At 40.7% G+C, this 20,283-nt stretch carries 17 protein-coding genes; 7 read left to right on the top strand and 10 right to left on the bottom strand.

From position 1 onward, the window contains the following. Positions 1 to 11: 11 nt before the first annotated feature. Positions 12 to 650, bottom strand: a complete 639-nt coding sequence (locus Q0A08_RS19555) for a hypothetical protein (protein ID WP_438463142.1) — start codon at positions 648 to 650, stop codon at positions 12 to 14. Between the two features lie 384 nt (positions 651 to 1,034). On the opposite strand from Q0A08_RS19555, the gene Q0A08_RS19550 reads away from it, so the two are divergent. The 3 genes from Q0A08_RS19550 (at position 1,035) to Q0A08_RS19540 (ending at position 3,387) form a co-directional block, all read left to right on the top strand. Then, positions 1,035 to 1,838, top strand: coding sequence for a substrate-binding periplasmic protein (locus tag Q0A08_RS19550; protein ID WP_438463141.1), 804 nt, complete (start codon positions 1,035 to 1,037; stop codon positions 1,836 to 1,838). A gap of 239 nt (positions 1,839 to 2,077) precedes the next feature. Further along, positions 2,078 to 2,434, top strand: coding sequence for a hypothetical protein (locus tag Q0A08_RS19545; RefSeq protein WP_438463140.1), 357 nt, complete (start codon positions 2,078 to 2,080; stop codon positions 2,432 to 2,434). Positions 2,435 to 2,649: 215 nt separating this feature from the next. Continuing rightward, complete coding sequence (locus Q0A08_RS19540; protein WP_438463139.1) at positions 2,650 to 3,387, top strand: substrate-binding periplasmic protein; 738 nt, start codon at positions 2,650 to 2,652, stop codon at positions 3,385 to 3,387. 77 nt (positions 3,388 to 3,464) lie between these two features. On the opposite strand, the gene Q0A08_RS19535 is transcribed toward Q0A08_RS19540, so the two are convergent. From Q0A08_RS19535 to Q0A08_RS19525, 3 genes are all read right to left on the bottom strand, one after another. After that, positions 3,465 to 4,220: a hypothetical protein gene (locus Q0A08_RS19535; RefSeq protein ID WP_438463138.1), complete on the bottom strand. Its 756-nt coding sequence runs from the start codon at positions 4,218 to 4,220 to the stop codon at positions 3,465 to 3,467. A 233-nt stretch (positions 4,221 to 4,453) separates the two neighbouring features. Further along, entirely contained in the window at positions 4,454 to 5,272 is an 819-nt protein-coding gene (locus tag Q0A08_RS19530) for an outer membrane lipoprotein-sorting protein (RefSeq protein ID WP_438463137.1), read from the bottom strand. Between the two features lie 20 nt (positions 5,273 to 5,292). Next, on the bottom strand, positions 5,293 to 7,641 hold the full coding sequence (locus Q0A08_RS19525) for an efflux RND transporter permease subunit (RefSeq protein WP_438463136.1): 2,349 nt from the start codon (positions 7,639 to 7,641) through the stop codon (positions 5,293 to 5,295). A 218-nt stretch (positions 7,642 to 7,859) separates the two neighbouring features. On the opposite strand from Q0A08_RS19525, the gene Q0A08_RS19520 reads away from it, so the two are divergent. From Q0A08_RS19520 to Q0A08_RS19505, 4 genes are all read left to right on the top strand, one after another. Beyond that, positions 7,860 to 8,756 carry a LysR family transcriptional regulator gene (locus Q0A08_RS19520; protein ID WP_438463135.1) on the top strand — a complete coding sequence of 299 codons (897 nt, stop codon included), beginning with the start codon at positions 7,860 to 7,862 and terminating at the stop codon, positions 8,754 to 8,756. Positions 8,757 to 9,006: 250 nt separating this feature from the next. After that, on the top strand, positions 9,007 to 9,744 hold the full coding sequence (locus tag Q0A08_RS19515) for a substrate-binding periplasmic protein (RefSeq protein ID WP_438463134.1): 738 nt from the start codon (positions 9,007 to 9,009) through the stop codon (positions 9,742 to 9,744). A 314-nt stretch (positions 9,745 to 10,058) separates the two neighbouring features. After that, the gene (locus Q0A08_RS19510) at positions 10,059 to 11,090 is read left to right on the top strand and encodes a YjgN family protein (RefSeq protein ID WP_438463133.1); all 1,032 of its coding nucleotides are present in this window, start codon (positions 10,059 to 10,061) and stop codon (positions 11,088 to 11,090) included. Positions 11,091 to 11,117: 27 nt separating this feature from the next. Beyond that, positions 11,118 to 12,182 (top strand): M48 family metallopeptidase, encoded by a 1,065-nt coding sequence (locus Q0A08_RS19505; protein WP_438463132.1) that lies wholly within the window; start codon positions 11,118 to 11,120, stop codon positions 12,180 to 12,182. A 127-nt stretch (positions 12,183 to 12,309) separates the two neighbouring features. Here the strand turns inward: Q0A08_RS19505 and Q0A08_RS19500 are convergent, their stop codons facing one another. The 6 genes from Q0A08_RS19500 to Q0A08_RS19475 all read right to left on the bottom strand — a co-directional run bounded on the left by Q0A08_RS19500 (position 12,310) and on the right by Q0A08_RS19475 (position 19,899). Beyond that, positions 12,310 to 13,023, bottom strand: coding sequence for a glutamine amidotransferase-related protein (locus Q0A08_RS19500; RefSeq protein ID WP_438463131.1), 714 nt, complete (start codon positions 13,021 to 13,023; stop codon positions 12,310 to 12,312). Positions 13,024 to 13,059: 36 nt separating this feature from the next. After that, positions 13,060 to 14,226 carry an iron-containing alcohol dehydrogenase gene (locus Q0A08_RS19495; protein ID WP_438463130.1) on the bottom strand — a complete coding sequence of 389 codons (1,167 nt, stop codon included), beginning with the start codon at positions 14,224 to 14,226 and terminating at the stop codon, positions 13,060 to 13,062. Positions 14,227 to 14,238: 12 nt separating this feature from the next. Then, positions 14,239 to 15,627 (bottom strand): aldehyde dehydrogenase family protein, encoded by a 1,389-nt coding sequence (locus Q0A08_RS19490; RefSeq protein WP_438463129.1) that lies wholly within the window; start codon positions 15,625 to 15,627, stop codon positions 14,239 to 14,241. 83 nt (positions 15,628 to 15,710) lie between these two features. Further along, a complete protein-coding gene (locus Q0A08_RS19485) occupies positions 15,711 to 17,084 on the bottom strand; it encodes a glutamine synthetase family protein (RefSeq protein ID WP_438463128.1) in 1,374 nt (457 codons plus the stop codon). Between the two features lie 203 nt (positions 17,085 to 17,287). Beyond that, entirely contained in the window at positions 17,288 to 18,718 is a 1,431-nt protein-coding gene (gene eat / locus Q0A08_RS19480) for an ethanolamine permease (protein ID WP_438463127.1), read from the bottom strand. 224 nt (positions 18,719 to 18,942) lie between these two features. Next, positions 18,943 to 19,899, bottom strand: a complete 957-nt coding sequence (locus Q0A08_RS19475) for a LysR family transcriptional regulator (RefSeq protein ID WP_438463126.1) — start codon at positions 19,897 to 19,899, stop codon at positions 18,943 to 18,945. Positions 19,900 to 20,283 lie beyond the last annotated feature (384 nt).

Below are 20,283 nucleotides of genomic sequence, written 5' to 3'. Positions count from 1 at the left end.
CCTTTAACCCGTTAATTTTCAACCTTATTATCAAGTATCAGATCATCACTATTCATTAAATCGGTTTGCTCTTCACCAACTAGCTCTTCATCAACTGGCTCTTTATCAACAGCTAGGGCATCATCTAGTCTTATTTCAGCTTCTGTTTTATTCTGTTCGAGTTCAAACATTATGGGTTCTAGTACACCTTCTTCTGCACTGGGTTCAATAGGTTCAGCGTTATTCTCTAACAGTAAAAGATCTAGCCCTTGCTGAGTGTCGGCCTCTTCCTTTTCTTTCCAGAACATAAGCCAGTCCATCAACTGTTTAGAACTCGTGATGACCTGCCCGCCCACAGACACAAGAGAACCAGATAAATCAGCCACAGCGTTTCTTATTTTGCCATCGTCACAGATACCTTCTTGTTCTATCCAGTGGATTGTATTTCCAGCCACCACAATCGAACCAGAGACCACAACCGAAGCAGTAAAAAGAGCAGCAAGAGCAAAAGGTAAACCGATAAATCCAACTGGATTCATTTTACTGTTACTAAAATCAAGTTCCTTAAGCCCAACGGTAAGCTCTTTAGTAATCAACTCACATTTAGGTTCTTGGAATTCATGCGTTTTCGGCACCATGATGCAACCAGATAAAAAGCTGATTAGTGTCATATATACAAGAGAACGCCTTATTACGTTTTTATTCCATACAAGCTTATTTAATCTTCCTTGCTTACTACTCTGCACTAAAGTTCATCCTTAATTCTGTATTGAATTAATAAGTTACCTTTAATATTCAGATATTTCAAAAACACTCTTTAGTTAATTTGATACAAACCTAGCTAAAGCCACTTATCATTCGATAGTTATTTCAAATCAAGATTCTATATTAATTAAGGTGTTCGCTATTTAAGCTATTTTTAAGCGTTACGAATAAGGTTTTGTATCTTAGATAACGCTTATTCAAACATCTGCTGCGTGACTGGTGAGCAGCAGGCGTAACACCAAACTGTCGGTATAAGCAGGCAGTAAAATAATTAAAAACAGGTGATCATTTTGTTACATAAATTAAGCGTAAAAGGTCGAGTAAAAAGTCTATCTAAGTCCATTGGCTTAGGTGTGAGCACGTTAGGTTTAAGTCTTGGATTAACTTTGGGGTTGAGCGTTTCGAGTACGGTTCAAGCACAAGAGATCTCTCTGACAACAACCGATTGGGCCCCTTTTTACGGTAGCTCTTTGAATCGTGGCGGATTTGTTTCTGCCATAGTTGCGGAATCCTTAAAGGCGTCAGGCTATACAAGTAATATTGTTTTTAGCGATTGGACAGAAGCCTTTGAGAAAGTAAAAGTGGGCGAGAAAGATATGCTAGTAGGCGCCTATTTCTCTGAAGATAGAGCAAGAGACTTTCATATTTCTATCCCTATTTATTCACTCATGACAGGCGTCATCAAAAAGCAAGAATTCCCACTTAACTTTGTTAATTCATTCGATGAATTGAACAAATATAAACTAGGTAAAATTGACGGTTCAGTAGTAGGAAAAAGCTTTGATGCATACTCCTTTAATAGCCTAACAGGTTACCCTGGTGTAGCTGATGGTTTGAAAGCCCTAGACCAAGGTAAAATTGATTTATACATAGATAGTGTGGCGGTTGTTAAACAGGTTGCTACCGATTTAGGTATGGACTCATCACAACTACAGCTAGTACAACCCCCTTTAGAAGAAAACGATTTATATGTGCTTATCTCTAAAAACATTCCTAATGCGATTGAATTAAGAGATGCTTTTAATGCTGGCTTTATTCAGATTCAAGCCAATGGTACTTATGAAACGATTTTGAAGGACTTTAACCAAATCTAGGTATCAGCTAAAAACAAGTTATAACCTAAGCCATGGATGGCGATTCATCATTTTAACGCAAATATTCACTCCAAATTGCTCATTCCCTTCCCTCATTTAGTCTCTTCTTGTTATATTGTTAGGCGCAATTTCAAGCCCCTTTAGCAAGCCGCCGCCAGCCAATCTTTTTACTCTGATATATTCAAATTAAGGTTAAGATACGCAGGCCAATTGCCATACAAATACTCAAAGGTTATTAAATGAAAAAGTCCCGTAAAGCTCCTCTTCTTTGCACTACTGTGTTTCCTGGGGCGGGGTATTTTATTTTGGCAAAACCTTGGCATGGTGGCATGGCGTTATTAGTAACCTTGCTTTCGTTAATCATCATAATGAAAGACGCTATGTTCAAAGCCGATATCATCTCTAAAGAAATTTTAGCGGGAGATATGAGCTTTGACCCTATTCTAATCACTCAAAAACTCATGGCTGGCCCTTCTCTTTATGGCCCAAACTTCATTCAATACTTATCTCTTTTCTTATTTTCCACTTGGTTAGTTACCGTTTTAGACTGTTATCGCTTAGGTAAAAAGTTTGATAATGAAGCCAACAAAAGCTGATATTGAGACCGTGTTTGACACTTTTTCTGATAAGACTGAGAAGAGTTGACTTAATCTCAGTTTCCCTAGTTAACTCACTCTTTTTCAATAAATAAAAATGAACGCATTTATAAATCTGCTTTTTTTGACTATCTTTTATCTTTAGCTGGCTTATTGATTAGTAAATTCTCGTATTCATATAAGCCGATATAAATTAAATTTTATGAGGCTAAAGGATGAAACTTTTAATCAGTTTACTTGCCACTATCTGTCTGAGTTTTAGTGGCTTAACTCACGCAAAAGAAATCAGTTTAACGACAACAGATTGGGCACCGTTTTACGGCTCTAAACTAGATGACGGCGGCTTTATTTCTGTCATTGTGACTGAGTCTTTAAAAGCCGCAGGCTATGATAGCAACTTAGAGTTCACCAGTTGGGGGAATGCATTAGAGCTAGTCAAAGCAGGTGATAAAGATATTCTTGTGGGTGCTTATTTCTCTGAAGAAAGAGAAAAGCTTTACCACTTCTCCCTCCCTATTTATTCGGTATTAACCGGTATTATCAAAAAAGATGGGTTGCCGTTAGATTTTTATAATTCTTTTGAAATGCTTGATGAGTACAAGATAGGCAAGATAGATCAATCCGTTGTTGGCAAAAGCTTCGATGCTTATCCGTTTAAAAGTTTAACGGGGTATGAAGGCGTTGATGATGGCCTAAAAGCACTCAATTCAGGCAACATTGACCTTTATGTAGATAGCTTTGCTGTGGTTAAGCAAGTTGCTGCAGATATAGGAATGGACCCAGCTTCACTCAAAATGGTGCAACCGCCAATTGAAGAGAATGACCTCTACATTCTTGTCTCTAAAAACATACCTGATGCAGAAAAGCTAAGAGATGCCTTTAACGCTGGTTTCATACAAATTCAGGTTAATGGCACCTACGATAAAATATTAGCGCGCTTTAATCAGAGCTAGTCATCACATCTTAAGCAAATAGTTTTCTATTTATTATGCCAAGGAAGGCCACTCTCTTTGCAATCACAAACCTTATTTTAAGTGTGCGAATACACCTCTTCTAATGTTTTTTGAAATGCCTTTTTTGCGCCACTCTGTATCGGCACCCCATGAGATGGAACGAGACACTCAAAGTCTTCTATAAAAATACGCTCAAAGTCTGCTTTTGTCGGTTCGCATACTCGTCGCCATTCTGGACCAATGTTTGCCGGTCGTATAAAGCCCATTTTTTGCATCTGAGCCAAAGCATTAGCACTGAAATATTCATCTTCCAGCCAGTTTTGTAAGCTGTCAGCTGTTAACAGAACCCCATCATTTTGCTCTAGCAAGATGACACCTTCAGGCATTTTGGAACTTGGTATGGAGAGAAATTTCGCCCGACTAAAAGGCAGCTCTCCTCCCTCTAATAGCTCAACATCTGTGACAAGACCATTCATGTGAGTCATATTTGGCATAGCCCATAACTTAGCTTGATAACGATCTAAATAAAACGCATCGTCAAGGCCATTATTTTTTCCTAAATGATAATTTCCTAGTTTCATTAGGTGTTTGACTTGCCCTAGTTCATCTAGTGCTTGTAGCCCTGCTTCATCTAAGCGCACTGGGCTAATTAAAGTTAAATCAGCCCCTTCACGCACTATGATCATATTACGGCTCACTTGAAAACCAGGGCCCATCATCACACTGCCTTGCACAAAAAAGACATGATCAAATACTTTTTGAATCTGGCTATGGGGTGTGACCTTTGCAAAATTAGAATTGGATAAGGATTGAGATGATAAAACTTGAGACATGGGAGTTTCCTCTTCAATTTAATTAGAATTGGCTAAGCCATATAAAGAGAATAACGAACTCAAATATGATTGATAACTAGCTATAATTAACTAACTTCGTTCCACTTTTGCACCAGTCGATAGAATTCATAAAAAACGTCACTCCAGATTAAACGCCAAAAACAAAAAACCGCTCACTTCAGATAATGAAGAAAGCGGTTTGTTTGCACCTTACTAAAACACTAGATCAGGTTTTATTTTGCTCGTTTTAGTGAACTTCGGCTAAAGTCACTTTCTTTTAGACCTGTTTTAAACTGATAGTTATTCCACACTAGGCTAGTACTCTTACCCGTTTGATGATTAAGCATCTCAGACTCTAATGCACGCCAGTATTGGCCTAGGTAAAGTTCGAAATTGTTATAAGATAAGGTTTTCAATAAAGCATTTTTTCTATCGTAGAAGTCGATTTTGATAATGCGATATTCATCCTTATCAACCCATACAATACGACGTGTATACCCTGAGTTGTCATCCACAGGATATTGCTCCACCTTAAAGCTTTCTAGGCCATCAACTTTCTCATCAGCAAGGTATTGATAACGATATTTATCGATTTCAAAAGAACTTAAGTCTTCAAACGAAAACTCAGACCCCATAAAAGGGCCTGACTTATTGCTAGATGAAATACGCTTCACCCGCTTTATAGAAGGTAAAAACAACCATTGATCATCTGCCCCCACAACATGGGAGTAGCTTAAAAAGGCGGTTCCTTTTACATCTTTTGGTTTATTAAAGATGGTCAGACTTTTATCTCCATCGGTAAGCTGCTCTAGTGATTTCATCTTCACTTCACGAACACTTTCTTGGCCTTGGTCATTGCGCAATACCATCAACATATCGGCAGTAAAATCGACCCAGCCTTCGTCTCTTTTTTTAGTTTCCATAAATATCTGTCTGCCTTTTTCAGCCAAGGCAGGGTCAAATTGATCACTTGCTTGTGTCGTCGCAAAGCTTGGGGCACTGAATAGGCTAATAGATAACGCTGCGCCTAATAGGTAACTTGTTTTAAACATTTTATTCTCCAATATTTTCATTAGGCATTTGGTAGGTCAGCAAAAGGACCTTGCTTGCTATCTAATTCGATTGTGACTTTGTTACCACCTCGCTTCTCATCCATTAAGATGAGTAAAGGCGGTAACAGTAGGAAGTCGATGAGCAAAGCGACAAGTATGGTGATGGCGGTTAATAACCCCATATCACCATTTAATTTAAAGCTGGATTGGGCTAACACGGTAAAACCAGCGACTAAGACCAAGGTGGTAATCCATAGGGCACTGCCAACGTTGCCAAAGGCATAATGCACAGCATCTATAGCATCTGCTTTATGATTACGTCTGGCGTGGAGGTACTTACTTAAGAAATGCACGGTATCATCGACGACTATGCCTAGCGTCATCCCAATTACCATGGACATACTCATACCAATTTGACCATTGATGATGCCCCAAATACCAAAGGCCACAGCAGCGGGTAATAGATTCGGAATTAAGCTTATCAAGCCATAACGCCAGCTCTTAAGTGCAAAACCTAACAAGACAGAGATAAGAACTAACGCAACCAAGGTGCCAACTAGCATGCTGACAATACTTTTCTGGCCTATGTGAGCGAACATAAAGCTTGGACTGGCAACATCTAATTCATATTCGCTGGCATTCACTGCAAACCAGTTTTCGACTCTTTCCCCTAGCTCTACCAACTCACCACTGGTTAGGTTTTTGAAGGTCACAATCAACTTGGTAGATGATTTATCTACATTCAATTGAGTATTCAGATCTAGGCCATAAGGCAAAGACATTTCATACAAGAGCAAATATTGCGCCGACATTTCAGGTGATTCAGGCAAGCGATACCAACTTTCATCATCCCCATGCATATTCATATTCAAGCGCTTGAGCACATCGGTCAAAGTGTTTACATGGTCCGTTTCTGGTTGAGTTCTTAACCAATCGCTAAAGTCTGACACTTGTTTTAAATAAGCCGGATTATTAACCCCATTTGCCTCGCCGGATTTCACCGACAGCTCCATCACTGTCATGCCTGATAGGTTATCTTGCATAAAGTCAGTGGCTTCTCTAAAAGGCACACTCGTATCAAAGTACTTAACAAAGTCATCATTGATAACGTTTTTCGGGATAAACACAGTCAGCACTACAACCACCATACTCACTAGTGGTAATAGAAGACGGCGTTTAGCGATGACAAAGTCCGCAAACTTGCTCATCTTGTCTTGCTTCGCCTGAGCGTTCACCTTGACGCGAATCGGCAACACCAATAACAAAGCAGGAAAAATAGTCACAGAGAAAACAAAGGCCAGCATGCCACCCATAGCAACGATATTACCTAGGTCACGATAAGGTGGAATTTCAGAAAAGTTCATGCTTAAAAAGCCAATCGCCGTGGTAATACTGGTGAGGAATATCGGCTGTAGATTCACTTTCAAGCTAGTCAAAATAGCTGAACGTTTATCTGCGCCATTACGCATCTCATAAAACATAGAAGCAAGTATGTGAATACAGTCTGCGACGGCTAAGGTCAGTATGATGGTGGGTGCTGAGGCAGATGCACCAGACAAGAAGAAGCCCATCCAACCGGCTAGCCCCATGGCAGTCACAATACTCATAAAGATAATTAGAACTGTGGCTATGGTGCCTGAAATAGTGCGCAGCAAAAGCCCAATAATTACAATGACGGTTAAGAACATGAGTGGGATTAAGGTTGCACTGTCTTCCATAGAGGCTTCGGCAAATGCATTATTCAGCATCACCATGCCAGACAAATAAACTTGAGCTCCTGGATTAGTCGCTAAAAAGCCATCTCTTAATTGACGTACATGAGAAGCCACTTCTGGAATCTCTGCAGTCGGATCAAGCCCTGGCAATTTGATCGAAACATCAACCACAGATACATGCCCAGAGCTAGAGACTATCTTATTCACCAGTTGAGGCTCAGCAAGTGCGATCTCTCTGATATTTTCTAACTGTAAAGGCGTCAAAGACTCAGGGTTATTCACTAGATTCGACACTATCATGTCGTCTTCTTCGGCATAGGTATGCTGAAAGTTAGTCAGTGAATTAACTCTGGTTGAATAAGGTATTTGCCAGCTGGCTTTCGTCAGCATTGTGAGCCCTTTAAGATGCTCTGGGGTAAATACCGTGTCACCTTTTGGCACGATAATAAAAGTAACGTTGTCACTTTTATTATAAATTTTTTGCATGGACTCATAGGCCATTAGTTGAGGGTTCTCATCATCAAAAAATATTCGATAATCACTTTTAAACACTAATTTTTGCGCCCCAGATGCAGCAGCAAATGCAAACACTAAAAATGCCAGAATCACCCACACTGGATGCCTGACAACAAAATTAAAAAACTTATCTCTCATGAGTCCTCCATGAACTGGGTCATGGTTAAAAATGGTTTACATGCAAAGATTCCAAATCCCCTGTTAATGAAATAACAGAGGATTTGGGATCAACTTGCGTCATGAAGGCTAAGATAACGAATTCATTTTCAATACAGAACTAGCTATAATTGCAACTCATGGTTCCGTTTTTGCACCAGCGTTACATTATCTTTATAAAGCCAAACTTAAGGTGAGCAATGAAAGTATTTGAGTGGGATGACTTAAGAGTTTTTTTAGCGATTTATCGGGGACGATCTGTTCGCGCTGCATCAAAGCTAATGGGAGTGAGCCATTCAACGATTTCTAGACGCTTACAAGCAATGGAATCTCAGTTAGATTTGAAGCTATTTGTTCGCCATAACGAAGGCTTTATTCTGACTGAAATGGGTGAGGCCATGGTGGAAAGAGCTGAAAGGGTCGAAAGTGAAATTTTAAGTATGGAACGAGAAGTCTTTGGCCGTGATGCTCTTTTATCCGGTCCAATCCGTATCACCATGCTACCCCACATCGCACAGCATTTGATTATCCCTCATATTGTTAAGTTCACAGCCCTTTACCCTGATATCCATATTGAGATTGATGCCAACAATAATATCGTTGACCTAGATAGACGCAATGCCGATATTGCTATTCGCTTTCAAGCAGAACCAGAAGATCACCTAATAGGTCGTAAACTGCCTGACTTTGGGCTCGCGGTATATGCCAGTTTGGATTATGAAGCAGAACACAGCTTTACAGGTAAAAAACCCAGTGCACGCTGGCTGTCTTGGGAAAAAGCGAATCAAAATGGTTTATTATCCCGTTGGATCAAAGCCACCCCTTACGCCTACTGCCAAGTTCAGCACAGTATTGCTGACCCTTTAGCCTTACAACAAGCAGTAATAGCAGGACTGGGGTTTGCTTATTTATTTAGCTTTACTGCAGATCAGGCCTCTCAATTAAAACGCTTACCCAATATTGATATGCAATTTATTCCTGCTTGGATCCTTACTCATCCAGATTCAATTGCTACTGAAAGAGTAAAAGTGTTCGCTCGCTTTCTTTGGGATGCTTTAAATGAAGACAAAGATTTAATCCAAGGCACTATTAATTAAAATAAGGCTGATTAAACTCTGAGCAACAACTTATCTTATTCACTTCAAAAAACGCTTTTTTTATTAAACGCGCGTTCAATTTTTAATCAATTACGACCCACATAAAGCCAGTGAAGCCATTCACTGGCTTTTTATTGTATTCCTCAAAAAGTTTTAGGTTAGGCTGCGAAACACTTAAAACGCACCTTTTAAAACGTCGCGTATTAACACTGCTTTTAAAACACAAAAAAATAAAAAATGAGGTTTATTCATGAAAGCTTTAATCAATACCGCTTTTGCTTTATCCGTTAGTTTTGCCAGTCTCGCTCAGGCTCAAGAAGTCTCTATGACAACCACTAATTGGGCCCCTTTTTATGGCAATGAATTAGAGCAAGGTGGCTTTATTTCCACCATAGTCTCCGAGTCATTTAAAGCATCAGGCTATGAAAGCCAAATTGAATTCACCCAGTGGAAAGAGGCAATGAAGCTGGTTAAAAGTGGTGACAAAGATGTGCTTGTTGGCGCCTATTATTCTGAAGATAGAGCACAAGATTATCATGTATCGATTCCTATCTATTCGGTATTAACTGGTGTTATCAAACAAGAAGGACTCGATCTAGATTTTTATTCTTCTTTTGAAATGCTCAATCAATACAAGATTGGCAAGATGGAAGGTTCCGTCATCAGCCAAAGTTTTGATGCTTTTCCTTTTCAAAGTATCCAAGGTTATAACGGTGCAGAAGAAGGTTTAAAAGCACTAGCCAATGGTGATATTAGCCTTTATGCAGACAATCTATCTGTGGTGAAAAGTATCGCAAGCAAAATTGGAATAGATCCAAGCCAATTAAGTATGGTGCAACCACCAATTGAAAAGAATGATCTTTATGTGATGATTTCGAAAAATATAGAGAATGCCGAAAAAATTCGTGATGATTTTAATGCGGGTTTTATTATGATTCAGGCAAATGGTACTTATGAAAAAATTCTAAAACAATTCGAGCAATTATAATCACCTTTTAATAAATACACTCTGTTTGCTAAGTGAAAAATGGATCTCTAATCCCTTTGGCCAAGGATGGCATTTTTTAAACAATATTCGAACTAGATTCATAAACATAATTAAGAAGATAAATATCAATTAATTTATATAATTTTTACAGCAAGACTCACCATCTAAACCTTATTTTATTAAAACTTGATCCTTTATATAATAAATCAGCATCATTTTTCGCTCTTGGGATATGAAAAATGGTTAATATAAGGCACTATATTAGGCTTATATTAAATACTCTTAAATGGATTACATAAGTAAGGAAAGCTTAGATGTCTGAATCAATTTCAGCTGAACTCGACTCGCCTAATATCGACTCTAAAAATACCAATATTCTCCCTTTTGAATTTCGAGGAAAAGGCTTTGAATATTTCAAATTATGGGTTGTAAATGCACTACTCACAGTGTTGACTCTCGGTATTTATTCGGCTTGGGCAACGGTAAGAAACAACCGCTATTTACACGCTAACCTATACCTCAACAAGACTCATTTTCGCTATCTAGCGACTCCAATGCAGATACTTAAAGGCCGTGTGATCGCGATTATTGCTCTGGCTATTTACACTGCGGCAATACAATTCATTCCCGTTCTTGGTGCTGTATTAGGCATAGCGCTTTTAATTGCCATCCCCTACTTTGTTAACCAGTCATTAGCTTTTGATCGTCGTATGACCTCTTATAACAATATTCAATTTCGCTTTAGTGCGACTTATTGGCAAGCAGTAAAAGCGATTATTTTATGGCCTTTACTTGGTATATTCACCATGGGTATTTTATATCCAAAAGCTTTTAAAGAAATTAATGCTTACCTTGTTAATAATTCTTCTTACGGTAAAACACAGTTTCAATTTAGCGCTAAAGCTTGGGATTATGGTAAACCTGCATTAATCGCTGCGGCTATCATGCTTGTTTTAGGCTTAATTGGCTTCGGGGTTATTAGTGCTGTGCCTGCTTTTGCAGCCTTATTACCTGTAATCGTTCTACCAGCTTATCTATTCCTTATTATCTTTGCGATTGTGACACTCAATAATATTTTTTATCGAAACCTGCATATTGAAGAGCATCACTTTAATGCAAACTTCACCATGCCAGGCTTATTTAAAGTTATTCTCATTAATACACTTTTAACGATTGTTACTTTAGGCCTTTACCTTCCTGCTGCGAAAATTCGTATGATTAAATATTTAGCAGAAAATGTATCGTTAGAAGTGAATGGTTCTCTTGAAAACTTTAGAGCAGCACCAGCACAAGACGTTGGGGCATTAGGCGAAGAAATGGGTCAGGCATTTGATTTTGGCGTTTAGATTTTTACCGTTAGAGAAAAACGACAAATGAGAATTAAGGGCTACTATCTTGATGGTCAATCATCAAAACGCCATGAAGCTAGTTTAGAACTCAATAGTCATAAAGGTATCAAGCTATATCTTTATGGCCCGAGTGCAGAACATATTGGTCATGAGATTATCATGTTCGATGCAGACTCGATTAAGGTCGAGTCTCGCGTCGCCAATACCGCCCGAGAAATCACCCTAGAGAAGGACCAGCTCTTTATTAGCTATGATAATGAAGGTGTCGATACGCTCGCTAATAGCCTGTCATTAAAGCAACATAAAGGTTCTTTTTTACATCGCCTTGAATCAAACCTAAGTACCATATTGATTGCGACTTTTGCTTTGATTTCCTTGTCTTATATTGGCCTTGTTTATGGCATTCCCAAATTAACTAATGTGATTGCTCAAAGCTTACCAGAAGTCATAGAAACCAAGTTCGATCAAAGCCTCACCCTACTTGATAATAGCTTTTTAGAACCAAGTGAATTATCACAAGCAGAACAAAGTAAACTTAGGTATTTAATGAAGCCTTATTATCAGGACTTCGATAGTTTAAATATCAAAATTGAATTCCGCTCTGGTTTTGGCGCAAACGCTTTTGCTTTACCCGGTGGCACTATCGTATTTACTGACGAGTTTATTGAATTAACAAAGAATGATGATGAGATCATTGCTGTCTTATTCCATGAAATTGGCCATTTAAAACACAAGCATATTTTGAGACGCGCGATTCAAGCATCACTTATGACAACCTTTATTTTATTAGTCACAGGTGACCTTGATACACTCGATATTATTACGGGTTTACCTAGCTTATTAGCTGACCTAACTTACTCACGTGATTTTGAACGTGAAGCAGACCAATTTGCTCTAGAGCAACTTACGCTTGCTGATATTAATGTAGAAAGTTTTGCCTTAATTATGGGCCGTTTAACGCAAGCTCATCGAATGAATAGTGATGAAGAAGCTGGCGCTTTATCCGGTTTAGAAAATTACCTTTCGACGCATCCAGCACCAGAAGAACGAATTCAAGCGATTTTGGATTATAAAGAGGCTCATCACTAACCCTTCTTCAGTTCTCTTACATCACTCTAAATCAATACTCTGGATAAATTATTGGCACAAAAAAGCCCGAACAAGAAAAACTTGTTCGGGCTTTTGCTTTTATTTCTCACTTAAAAACTTAAGTGCATTAAGCTTTTAAGAAGTTCACCATCCATTGAGTCATCACAATATCATCCAACTCCTGCTCTAATGAAGCTTGTCCCATTTCAATCACATCATGGGGAATACGATCTCGACGGGATTCCATTAGGTCATTGGAATAGGACTTGGAAAACTCAGGGTGGCCTTGTACACACAAGAAACACTCACCCACACTGTACATATAAGCTGGGCAAAACTCACTTGCAGCAAGCACCTGACTGTCCTTTGGCAATTGCACCACTTGATCCTGATGGCTCACTATCAGCTTCATTTCAGCTTTAGCAGGTTGCATCCAAGCTTCTTGCTGCTGATTGCCATCAAGCACTTCATTTACGGAAACACCAACCCCCCAGCCCTTATCTGATTTTACCACCTGACCACCTAAGGCTTTGGCAATAATCTGGTGTCCGAAACAAATACCCACTAGTTTTTTCTTAGCTTGGTAGAGCGTTTTTACAAAGCTGATCAGGTCCGTAATCCAAGGCAAGTCGTCTTCTGCACCAAAACGGCTACCTGTGGTGACATAACCATCAAAAGCGTCAATATTTTCTGGGTATTCACCTTCAATCACGTTGAAGACAGTCAATTCTATACGAGTATCAATTTGCGCAAATAACTCGCTGAACATAGCGGGATAATTGCCATGCTTACCTTGTAGCGAATCAATCACAGAATCACATTGTAATAATCCAATCTTCATCTAAAGCATCCTTAATGGGCTGCAGCTTACAAGGTGCTAAAGCACACCTTGTACCGCATTTTTAAATAATTGGCTGTATTGAGCTTCGGTAAAGCTAATCGGATTACCACCAGCAGAAGGGTCTTCTGTGGCCATACGCCCTACTAGTTCTGCTCTTTCTTCATCTATGCCAATTGCCGCGAGTGTATGCGGGATACCTAATTGTTCACGTAAGTCTAATACCCATTGTAAGAAGGCATCAAAGCTGCCTTCTAGGCCAATATAAAGGGCTAAGCGAGACAGTTTTTCAGCGACTACTTCTTGGTTCGCGTTGAGCACATAAGGCATCAGAATGGCATTCAATAAGCCATGGTGAGCATCGTATAAAGCACCTAAAGGATGAGCTAAGGCGTGCATACCACCAAGACCACGTTGAAAGGCGGTTGCCCCCATAGAAGATGACACTAGCATTTGCATTCTGGCATCTAGGTTATCGCCATTAGCAACGGCTTGAGGTAAGTACTCTTTGACCAAGCGAATACCTTCGATCGCAATCCCTTCTGCCATTGGGTGATAAAATGGAGAGCAATACGCTTCTAGGTTGTGAGATAAAGCATCCATACCTGTAGCGGCGGTAATCTTAGCAGGTAGACCTTGGGTTAATACTGGGTCCAAGATCACCACTTCTGGTAACATTTTTGGATGGAAGATAATCTTCTTCACATGATTAGCATCATCAGTAATCACAGATGCACGCCCAACTTCTGAGCCTGTGCCTGACGTCGTAGGAACGGCAACAATCGGTGCGATACCTGATTCAATCGCTTTGCTCCAGTTATCGCCCACATCTTCAAAAGACCAAAGATCAGCTGTTTGGCCAGACATAAATGCAATGGCTTTGGCTGCATCAAGACCAGAACCGCCACCAAAGGCAATCACACCGTCATGCTTACCTTCACGAAAAGCGACTACGCCATCATTGACGTTTTCACCCGTTGGGTTGCCTTTGATATTGCTGAACAAGCGACAATCTAAGCCTGCTTCAACACAGGCTGCGATAGCGTCTGTCACCATAGGTAAACTAGCAAGACCTGGGTCAGTGACTAACAGAGGTGCTTTCATCCCTAAAGATTGGCAAGCATCGGCTAGTTCGCTAATGCGGCCAACGCCAGCGCGAACCGCTGTCGGATAATTCCAGTTCATTGTGTATTGAGAATATGTCATAAAAAGCTCCGACTAAGGCAGTTTAATGTGGAAAGATTTTGGACGAGTAAGATAGTCATACCCTAAAGACGATAAGGTACAGCCCTTACCTGAATTTTTTACCCCAGTCCAAGCTAGCGCTGGGTCTAGGTAGTCACAACGGTTGATAAAGAAAGTCCCTGTTTCAAGGCGTTCACCAACTGCAATACCGGCTTCTACATCTGTGGTAAACACACTGGCAGTCAAACCAAACTCACTGTCATTCATTAAGGTGATCGCCGCTTCGTCATCAGCCACTTTTTGAATGCCTACAACAGGACCAAAGGACTCTTCTTGCATAATACGCATAGAATGATCCACATTGGTCAGTACTTGTGGTGCTAGGTAAGGGGTACCTTTTTCAGCCATGGTAAAGGCTTTACTATCAATATGTGCCACTGCACCTTGCGCTATGGCTTCGTCTATTTGACCTTGAATAAAGTCAGCAGAACTCGCTTTAACCACTGGGCCCAAGGTTGTGCTTTCATCATCTGAGCGGCCAAGTACATAGCCATTTACCAATGCGACTGCTTTTTCAACGAACTCATCATAAACAGATTCCTGCACATAAATACGTTCGATACCACAACATGACTGACCTGAATTAAAGAAAGCACCATCAATGGCGGTTTCTACCGCTTGATCAATATTAGCATCCGCGCGCACATAAGCTGGGTCTTTACCCCCTAGCTCAAGACCTGTGCCTTTAAAGGTGCCTGCCGCAGCTTTTTCAACCATTTCACCACCCGCCACAGAGCCAGTAAAAGCAACATAATCCACCTTATCTGAGGCGATAATGCTTTCTGTATCTGCATGGGAAAGATGTAGATATTGGAATACGCCTGCTGGTAACCCTGCTTTTTCAAAGGATTCAACCATACGCTCTGCACATAAAGGCGTTTGCGCTGAATGCTTAAGAACCACGGCATTACCTGCCATTAAAGCAGGCATAACCGCATTGATTGCTGTCATGAAAGGGAAATTCCAAGGAGCAACAACAAATACCACACCTAGAGCTTCACGTTTGATGTAGCGAGTAAAACCCGCTTTCTCTTCAAGCTGCAACGGTGCTAGCGCCTCCTCTGCTGCCTCTATCATGTAACGAGCACGTTCTTCATAACCACCCACTTCGCCTTGGCTATAACGAATAGGACGTCCCATTTGCCAAGTTAGCTCTTTAGCAATTACTTCTTTATTCGCCACAAAAGCATCAACAGCAGCGGTACAAATTTGTGCACGCTCAGCCACGCTCATTGCTGACCAAGCTTGCTGCGCTAATTTAGCCTTAATTAAGACATCGTCTATTTCATTCACTGTAGCAAGCGGGCGTTCTACATAAACCTCACCATTAATCGGTGAGATGGTTTTGATCATGTTTGTCATTCTAATTTCCTGTATTCAAAGCAGTTATGCTCTTAACTTAAAATAGGTGGCTCTCAACTCAAAATAGGTGAATCTCAAGCTGATTAAATAATTTCGAAGTAACGCTCCATTTCCCAGTCAGTAATATGGCGGCGGAACTCTCGCTCTTCCCATTCTCTGGTTGCGGCAAAATGCTCAACAAAGGTTTCACCAAATAAATCTTTAGCAGCAGTTGAGTGCTTCAGCCTTTGTGCAGATTCCCATAGAGTACGAGGCAGCGCTAATTCTGGTGAATGGGTTTGCTCATAGGAGTTCCCTTTGACTTGTGCTTCTGGCTCTAGTTTATGCTCTATGCCATAAAGACCAGCACCTAAAGCTGCCGCTAGTGCAAGATAAGGGTTGGCATCAGCTGAACCTAAACGGTATTCCACTCTTTGAGATTTTGGCGAGCCTGGGATAACTCGAAGTGCTGTGGTTCTATTTTCGACCCCCCAAGTGGCATCAGTCGGTGCCCAAAAGCCCGGAATCAAGCGACTATAGCTATTGACTGTCGGAGCAAACATCGCCAGTAATTCAGGCATAAGGCGCTGTTGGCCTGCAATAAAGTGACGCTGAACCTTACTAATATTGTGTTTATTATTGGCATCGTAAAAAGCTGAACTGCCATCTGAACTATTTGTAAGCGATAGATGAATGTGGCCACTTTGCCCCGGATATTCACCGGACCACTTAGCCATAAAGGTCGCCATCATATTATTACGCTGCGCTAAAACCTTCATGAAGGTTTTAAAAAGTGCAGCTTTATCCGCTGCTTTAGTCGCATCGTCTACCGCAAGGGCAGCTTCTAATACACCTGGTCCTGTTTCTGTATGCAAACCTTCGATTGGGAAATCCATTAACTCCCCCATCCCCATGATTTGCTGATACAACTCAGAATGTACTGAATTTCGAATCACAGAATAACCAAAGAAATCTGGTGTAATAGGTTTTAGGTTACGAAAGCCCTTTTCTCGAATGGAGTCGGGGGTTTCATCAAACATAAAGAATTCATATTCTAGGGCCGCAAACGCATCAAAGCCCATGGCTTTACCCTTTTCAATGACCTTACGTAGGGTGCCACGTGGACAGACTTTTTCAGCCTCATCTACAAATTCGGAAATAAATAGCAATTGGCCCGGCTCATCGACAATGTCACGACAGGTGTGAGGTAAAATACGCACAGGGGCATCTGGATAGCCTGTTTCCCAGCCTGTTACCTTGCCATTATCATAAAGCTGATCTTTTGAATCCCAACCCAGTACAACATCACAAAATGCAAAACCACTGTCCAATGAAGAAAAGAACTTCTCCTTGCTCATGTACTTGCCACGCATAATGCCATCGATATCAAATAAACCGACCTTCACATGACTCAAATTACGTTCATCGACGATGCGTTTGGCATCTTCAATTGTGTTTACATCTTTTGCATTTAACATAATGTCGTACTCTTGTTCGAAATATTCTTTTTATGAAGTGTCAGCTCACCAAAATTGGAGGGCAAGCGACGCATTTAACTTCTTTCAAGAGTTAAAAGAGCTCATCCTAAGCTCCCTTAACCAGTACTCTTGGTACATCCTTGTATTGCTTTTTTCATTTATCTTTATGATCAAAAATCGCTTTATTTGTTAGTTTTGGACGCTTAGCTCAGCTCTTTTTCAGCATTTGCAATCGCCTCAAACTCTTCTTCTGGTGCCTGTGCTACGAGATGATGACGGCTATACAAGAAGAAGTAAGCCACCATGATGCCGTAGAAAACCGCCGACCACATCGCCGCTTCACGGCTAACTAGGAAGGTTGAAATGAACGCGATAACAGCTAACACACAAGCAATACCTGACGTGAACACTCCACCCGGTGTTTTATAAGGACGCTCTAGATCAGGCTCTTTTACTCGCAAGATAATGTGAGACAAGGTCATCAAGGCATAAGACAAGGTGGCACCAAATACCGCCATAGTGATCATCAAATCACCTTCACCGGTTAAAGACAGTAAGAAACCTAAAATACCTGGAATAACTAACGCTAACGTTGGCACTTTTCGCTTACCTGTCAAAGATAAGAAGCGTGGCAAGTAACCAGCACGAGACAAGGCAAATACCTGACGAGAATAGGCATAAATAATAGAGAAGAAGCTAGCTATCAAACCGGCTAACCCTACTAGGTTAACAAAGGTCGCTACCATGGAGTTTTCACCATAAACAGCCTGAAGCGCGCCAACTAATGGTGCAGCATGGTCTTTCATCAACTCTGCACTAGAACCGCCTGGCGCTAAAACTAAGACTAAACCACCGAATACCAACAGAATTACCATGGCGGTGATAATGCCTTTTGGTAGATCTCTAGCAGGGTCTGTTGCTTCTTCTGCAGCTAATGGCACACCTTCAACCGCTAAGAAAAGCCACATAGCAAAAGGAATAGCAGCCCAAATACCGATATAACCTTGAGGGAGAAACGCACTGGCACCAACGGCACTCGTGTTAACAGAAATATCCATTAGGTTTGCGACTTCAAAGTGCGGAATCATGCCGAGAATAAAAGCAATAATGGCAAGCGCAGCAATGGAGGTGATAACCAACATGATTTTTAGTGCTTCACCAGCACCAAATAGATGAATACCAATAAAAATCACATAAAAGGCGGCATAGACGCTTGCGCCATCCCAGCCAAATAACTCATTACAATAGCCACCAATAAAGACGGCGATCGCAGCAGGTGCGATGGCATATTCAAGCAGTATGGCTGTACCAGTTAGAAAGCCACCCGTACGACCCAATGCACGTCTCGCATAACTATAACCACCACCCGCAGTAGGCAGTGACGATGAAAGCTCTGCTAATGATAAAACCATGCACGTATACATGATCCCCATAATAACAGTGGCGATGAGCATGCCACCAAAACCACCTTGTGCTAGACCAAAGTTCCAGCCGGCAAAGTCGCCTGAGATAACATAAGACACCCCAAGCCCCGCAAGTAGAATCCACCCTGCGGCCCCTTGTTTGAGTTGCCTTTTTTGAAGATATTCTTGGGCTACTGAATCGTAGCCTAGTGCGCTATTACTGTCTGACATCTTGCTATTCCTTTTCTAATTATTGTCGGGATAAAGCGATTGTTCTGATTTTCAAATAGCGATTCAGCGCTGAAAACTGAATACCTTTCGATAGTAAGAGATTATTTTTAGTGCCTGCAAACACCATCATCTGAAATAAAACCGTACTATTAAAAAAATTAATAGTGTCGAAATATTTCTTTAAAAAACAATCACTAACAGAGAAAAAATTTCCAATAGGAAACTTAATCAATCACAATTTGGCCTTCCAACCAGGGCAAGTGTGCCCCTACTTCCTGTAAAAACTTCTCTTTTAAAATCGCGCGACTGTCCTTGGCAATCGTCTTAGGTAAATCGAGTAATTCATTATTTCTTGCGACCAAGGTTAGGGATCTAACAAAGCTATCCCCGGGTAATGGCAGACATTGAACCTGATGCATCTTGATACCAGATTGGAACAAACATAGTGGGCTGGTAATGGTCCAACCAGCACCTGCTGACACCATAGAAGCAATCGCATAGGAGTTATCAAGTTGGAGACGCATGGCGGGTTCTAATTGAATGCGTCTTAAATACCTTTCTATTGTTTGACCGATTAAAGAATGTTCTGAATAACGCACAAAGTCTAAATCTCGACACAAGCTATTTAGGTCAAGTTGCTTCACTTTATAGTCATTCGGCAAGGCAATAATGAAAGGTTCTCGCAAAATCGGAAAGCGACACAAATCAGGATGATCTTCTAACGCATCGTCAGATAATATGATGTCTAGCTGATGAGATAAAAGCCCATGGGCATGCATATGAGAAGAGCCCGTTTTGATACTCCACTCTCTGGTTCTATGCTTTACCGCATCTAGAATAGGACCACCTACGGCCGTCACTAGGGAGTCAACGATAGCGATGTTCACTTGCCTTAGCTGCTCATAATTTTCTTGCTTGATATCACGACTTGTCTGCGCCGCTTCTTTTAATAAATAAGAGGCTCTATCGTAAAAGTAGCGACCTGCCGAGGTGATCACTAACGGTCTCACGCTGCGATCAATAAGCTGTGTTTTAAGGTTGGCCTCTAGACTTGAAAGGGTTTGCGAGATAGAGGATTGAGTCGTACCAAGGCGCTCTGCAGCTTGTGACATATTGCCTGTTTCTGCTACTAGCACAAAGACAGAAAGTGCTTTTAAATCAAACCCTAAGTTAATATCCATCTTGCTAACCTTTTACCTAAGAGCCAACATCATGCCTGTACAAAAACAGACTCGCAAGCATAGAAATGGACGCCTTATTTGGAACACAAAAGGCGAAAAGGCAGACGCTTTTTAAAAGCCAATAAAATCAATATTGTTTTGCTCAATAATTAGACAGTGACATAAATGCTGATGATTAAAGCTATAGCATCAAGGTTATAACAAATTCACTAAGACAGCAGAAAAGCGATTTTGTTAGTCTTTTTAGATCAATTTTTTTCGTTTTATTGACTTTATCTAGCGAGTCTTTAAAAACGGTATCCATTAGCCCATAAGATGAGCCCCAGCAGGTAGAGAGTTAAAAAAAGTCGCTTTTTAAAACTTAATCTCTTATCTTGTCCGGTT

Origin of the sequence: Marinomonas sp. PE14-40, assembly GCF_051623805.1 — a bacterium.
In the GTDB taxonomy this organism is placed as follows: Bacteria; Pseudomonadota; Gammaproteobacteria; order Pseudomonadales; family Marinomonadaceae; genus Marinomonas.
This window is presented reverse-complemented; position numbering and strand designations above follow the sequence as displayed.